The 4,524-nt window shown below is 58.6% G+C and carries 9 protein-coding genes; 2 read left to right on the forward strand and 7 right to left on the reverse strand.

Going from position 1 to position 4,524, the window contains the following annotated elements:
* From N5D30_RS25875 to N5D30_RS25900, 6 genes are all read right to left on the reverse strand, one after another.
* Positions 1-207, reverse strand: a 207-nt coding sequence (locus N5D30_RS25875; RefSeq protein ID WP_279911301.1) for a hypothetical protein, incomplete at its 3' end; no start/stop codon positions are given.
* Between the two features lie 256 nt (positions 208-463).
* Entirely contained in the window at positions 464-589 is a 126-nt protein-coding gene (locus N5D30_RS25880; RefSeq protein WP_279911302.1) for a hypothetical protein, read from the reverse strand.
* 12 nt (positions 590-601) lie between these two features.
* Complete coding sequence (locus tag N5D30_RS25885; protein WP_279911303.1) at positions 602-964, reverse strand: hypothetical protein; 363 nt, start codon at positions 962-964, stop codon at positions 602-604.
* On the reverse strand, positions 961-1,260 hold the full coding sequence (locus N5D30_RS25890; RefSeq protein WP_279911304.1) for a hypothetical protein: 300 nt from the start codon (positions 1,258-1,260) through the stop codon (positions 961-963). Before N5D30_RS25890 ends, N5D30_RS25885 begins: the two co-directional genes overlap by 4 nt.
* Positions 1,260-1,580, reverse strand: coding sequence for a hypothetical protein (locus N5D30_RS25895; protein WP_279911305.1), 321 nt, complete (start codon positions 1,578-1,580; stop codon positions 1,260-1,262). The genes N5D30_RS25890 and N5D30_RS25895 overlap by 1 nt, the downstream gene beginning before the upstream one ends.
* The gene (locus tag N5D30_RS25900) at positions 1,580-2,701 is read right to left on the reverse strand and encodes a phage/plasmid replication protein (protein ID WP_279911307.1); all 1,122 of its coding nucleotides are present in this window, start codon (positions 2,699-2,701) and stop codon (positions 1,580-1,582) included. Before N5D30_RS25900 ends, N5D30_RS25895 begins: the two co-directional genes overlap by 1 nt.
* 140 nt (positions 2,702-2,841) lie before the next feature.
* Here N5D30_RS25900 and N5D30_RS25905 point away from each other — a divergent pair, with 140 nt between their 5' ends.
* Positions 2,842-3,222: a helix-turn-helix transcriptional regulator gene (locus N5D30_RS25905; RefSeq protein WP_279911309.1), complete on the forward strand. Its 381-nt coding sequence runs from the start codon at positions 2,842-2,844 to the stop codon at positions 3,220-3,222.
* Positions 3,223-3,749: 527 nt separating this feature from the next.
* On the forward strand, positions 3,750-4,208 hold the full coding sequence (locus tag N5D30_RS25910; RefSeq protein WP_279911310.1) for a hypothetical protein: 459 nt from the start codon (positions 3,750-3,752) through the stop codon (positions 4,206-4,208).
* Here N5D30_RS25910 and N5D30_RS25915 read toward each other — a convergent pair.
* Complete coding sequence (locus N5D30_RS25915) at positions 4,205-4,432, reverse strand: hypothetical protein (protein ID WP_279911311.1); 228 nt, start codon at positions 4,430-4,432, stop codon at positions 4,205-4,207. The genes N5D30_RS25910 and N5D30_RS25915 overlap by 4 nt on opposite strands.
* Positions 4,433-4,524 lie beyond the last annotated feature (92 nt).

Genomic DNA, 4,524 nt, shown 5'->3' on the forward strand with positions numbered 1-4,524 from the left:
CACACCAGCGCAGGCCAGAACAGCCAGCGCCAGGGCGACGTAACCGGCGACAGTACCAGCACTGGTGCCACCAGCATTGATCTGCTCTTGAATACCGGTAACATCGATCGGGATTGCGGCAGCCATAGCCTGACCGGTGCTGAGAACAGCAGCGGAGCCGACCAGGGCGACGTTGCGAACGGATTGCAGTTTGGTCTTCAGTTCCATGTTACTTACCTCATGCGTCTAAGTATTGATGCGACCATTCCACCGGAAAGGCCGATTGCGAACACCAAGAGAGTTCCGCCAAAACCAATAGCGAACGCCTCTGGCGAGAATCCCCCGGAAACCAATATGTCTACATATCCAGCGGCTTCAGGAGGGATTAGATAGGCCTGCTGCCATGCAAGTTGAGCGCAAGACATTGAACTATCAGAGTTGATAGTCCAATCCGTGCAAACTTGAACAGCAACTACGGCCATGTTTAAGAAAGCGCCTGAGTTGCAGAAATCACCATCAGGGCAGCCGACCAGAAGAAGACAATCAGGATTTTCCAGCCGCTAGGCGCGAACAGAGCGCTCAGAAGGCCAAAGCAGAAGACCAGGATCATGGCGCCCTTCCCTTAAGCCGTTTTCGCGGCAGTAGACGGCGCTGGAGCAGGCACGGGAGCAGGCTTGGCCGGTGCCTCCGGCACGTCCTGCAAGCGAAGCGGCACGCCCATCAGCGAATAGCGAATGCGCACCTTGCCGTTGAACTCGTCCAGCTCGTCGCGGTAGGGAGCGAAGACCTCGGCGCCGATCTGCTGGCGATAGGCGTTGTGCAGGCCGTCTTTGTATTGCTGGCCGGCGACCATGAACTTGACGACCTGGGTCGATTCGAAGCCGTCGAAATCGACAGTAACGCAGTTGATACCGACAGCAGCCCAAGGCTTTTCCTGGGTGCCTTTCTGGACGACGCCGGCGACGAAGCCGCGAAGAATTTTCATGCTTGATCCTCTTGAGGTGGTTGGCCGTAGCCGAAGACGTCGCCCAGGTAAGGCGCGCTGGTTTTCGATTGATCGACCCGGCCGTAGCGCTTGAGGTCGTCAGCGACACGCCAATGGCGCGTGTTTTCCCAGCTCGCAGGAAGCCGAGAAATCAGGATGTGACGAGGGGTCGGAGGGCCGACGAACTCGCCGAAGGCTGCAGCATCGAGCACAGGTGGAGCGACCTTGCGGGTCGTCGCGGCGCGCTGCTGATCGCGGAGCGTGGGCACCCTGCCCTTGAGCTTCACTCTGTTCATCACAGCCACCTCGGGAACGGCAGGCAGGAGAACCAGCGGCAGTCAAGCTGGTAGAGGCGCTCGCCCTCCTCCACCTCCTCCCAGGACTGATACTCATCGCAAGGATCGAAGTCATCCGGGCCACGGGCCGGCGTGTCCTCGATAGACCTGCTCCACTGGTGGCAGCGGATGCATGCATAGGTCGACCAGCTGTCAAAACAGCCGCGGGGGAAGTGGTACCGGCAGCCCTTGACCTTGCAGACCTGAGCACCGATTGCACGGCTCAGACTGATGGCCAGCCTCATGCCGTTACCCGGCTTCATCGAGACCATGCGAATCATCACGCCACCAGCCGCAGCGGCGACGGCACGACGGCCGAGCGGTAGAACGAAGGCAGGGCCACGTCGAAGGTGCGTTCCACCTCACGGACGTTGCGAATGAAGACCACGCCGTGGCGGGTCGCATCGAACGGCAGCTTGATGTCGATACCGATCTGACGAAGGCGGGCGCGGTGCTTCTGAACAGCTCGCGAATCGAAGTCAAATTGCTGGCCGCACTGCCAAAGAGAGACATAGCCAGCGGTGGACATAGCAGCCTTACGATGCTCGACAATGCCCTTTGCCACCAGCTCATCGGCAACGGTCAGAACGTCGAAGTTAGTGATCTCGCACTTGTCGCCTACCATGAGGAACCCCCTATGGATTTCTCGCAATTTCTGTTCGTCGAAGAGGCCCCAAAACCGGAGCCCCTCCCGCTTCAAAAACTCCGATCTACACTTGATTTCGGAGCGCACCATGCCGACCGATGCACACCAGTCGCGCAGTTCCCGCACGTAGCGGTATTCGTCTGAGTCGTCACCGAAGGTCCGCTTGACCTTGGGCAGGAGGTGAGCGTCCAGCTCGGCCGCCTTGTTGTAGTTACCGGGATACACCAGGGAGCCGGCTTTCTCGCCGCCCTTGGGGGTCCACACGCATGTGTTGCCGTCCGGATACAGGTAGGCGATGGAGTTGCGGAAACGCTGGCTGGAAATGCCGCGCAGGAACGCCCTTTCGTTGCCCTGCCCTACGTAGAAATTGCTGGTCAGGTCCAGCCGCTGGAAGATCGCGCCATCGGCGATCACCGAGCCATCTTGCAGCTGCTGCGTCGAAGTGCAACGGGTCATCGGCGGAAGCTTCAGCTCGGCCAAAACCTCATTGATGACCCGCATGCAGCCATCGAGCGAATCGATGCCAAAGACGTTGTCCAGGCGGTTGAGCCGGGACGGGTTACCGTCGACGGTAATGCGACGGCCGCACACATGAATTCGGAAGGTCGTGCAGTAGCTGCCCTCGGCGTAGAACGCCGGCACGCTGGTGGAAAGCAGCTCATCAGTTTCGAGATCAAAGCGACGGCAGATCGTCTCGCCAACCCTGGGAAGGTCGAACGGATAGTCCTGATAGGCCTTCAGCCAGTCGTAGAACATCCGTGAGCGAGATTGAGTCGAAGGAGACATTTGCGACCGATCCATAGGACAGATGAGTCGCATCGTAATGACATATTTGTCCCAGTCAAGACAAATATGTCCGATGGCAGAGTGCCTTAGGACATAAGCAGGGTAAAAACATGATGAAATTGATACATCAAAGTCCCAAAGGCGAGACGGCAATGACCCTAGGCGAGAACTTAAGAAAGCTCAGAGAGGCTGCTGGCCTGTCGCAAGGTGAGCTCGCCGTCTTAGCCAGGCTCAACCTGAAGCTAATCCAGAGGATGGAAAACGGAATCGGCGACACAGGTGTGTCAAAGGTGAAAGCCGTGGTCATAGCGCTCGGCTGCACAGCTGATCAGCTGCTATTCGACGAAGACGAGCTCGGGGAAGACGGGGACCTAAGGGTCCTATTCCAGCAGCTGCAAAAGCTACAGGGAAAAGATCGAGAGACCTCAAAAGAGGTGATCCGGGCGCTGATCATGCAGCACCAAAACAGGGAGCTACTCAAGCACGGATGAGGCAAATACCGAACGATTGTGCGGTAAAGTGGGGGTGTTACAGCACCCCCACCCCGAGCCGTGCAGCATGCCGAACGCAATGTTCGGAATTTGCTTCTGCAGGCAATCAAGAGCGGAGCTGGATCGTCCGGACTTACCAGGACCTGAACAACGTGCGCGCTGACGATCCTGGGAGACTGCGCAGCAGGCCACCGCGTGCATACGCCGATGGGTGATCAATGCGCGGGGGTGGTCCTGGGCCGGTTACAGCAACGAGTAACGCGAGCGTCGACGTACGGCAGTCAGCACCGCGGGGCGAGCGGCTGCCAGTAGTCCGGCCCTTCGGGGTCTCGGCGCAGATACCACAGCGATCACAGCACAGGGCGTGCATGCGCCTAATGCCCTTCGGGCAGGTCGAAGTCGCTGGAATTTCCGTTACATAACAGATAATCCGACGGGCGGTCGCATTTATCGTTACGTTACGGTAGAGCATTTATCGTTACGTTGCTATAATTGAATCATAGCGAAACGGAACGGAGCCCGCCGCAATGATCGATCCCGCAGACAGCCAGACCCAACCCCTCGCCCTGGACGAGCCGAAGCCCGCAAAGCGCCGTGGCAGGCCCTCGACCGGACAGGCACTCAGCAATGCAGAGCGGCAGCGCCGCTACCGCGAGAACCTGAAAGCGCAACGTAACGAAAAAATGCACCAGGGCGTTGCCGAGGATCTGCGCGCCGAGCTGGCGAAGGCAATGGAGCGAATCGAGGAGCTAGAAAAGGAGCTGGAAGCAGCAAAGCGGAAACGCCGCCACAGAGACGAGCCAGCAGCACCGCTGAAAGAATGGGCCGTCTACGGCAAGAAGAGCCCAAGGGCAAAAAACTGGGTGAGAATCACGCCAAAGGGCGAAGAATACGCCACCGAGGCGGACGCCATAAACGGCATAGCAGAAGCGCCGAGCATGGGCGAAAAAGCCGTCTACACGGCCTTTAAAGTAACGTTGCGCTAAATATCAAGAATGGCCCGGCAGGCATCCTGCAAGGCTTCAATCCGGGCGTCCAGTGCGGCGCCCTCATCATCCAGCTGCGCTACCCGGCGGCGCAGATCACGAACTTCCGCGACCAGCCGGGCGTAGTCTTCAAGCAGGTGGACCACGGCGCCCAGGTCGTCATGCCCTGGAGCATATAGGCAGGCGTTACGTAACAAATATTCGGGTATGTCGAGAGTCGGCATCGCATAAGTGACGTTACATTAAATCGCGCCCGGAGTGGCTGCGCCTATGGTCCGGCCACGAATTAACGTAACGTAACGCATTATGCGAAGCC

Origin of the sequence: Pseudomonas sp. GD03875 (assembly GCF_029840585.1) — a bacterium.
GTDB classification, from domain to species: domain Bacteria; phylum Pseudomonadota; class Gammaproteobacteria; order Pseudomonadales; family Pseudomonadaceae; genus Aquipseudomonas; species Aquipseudomonas paralcaligenes.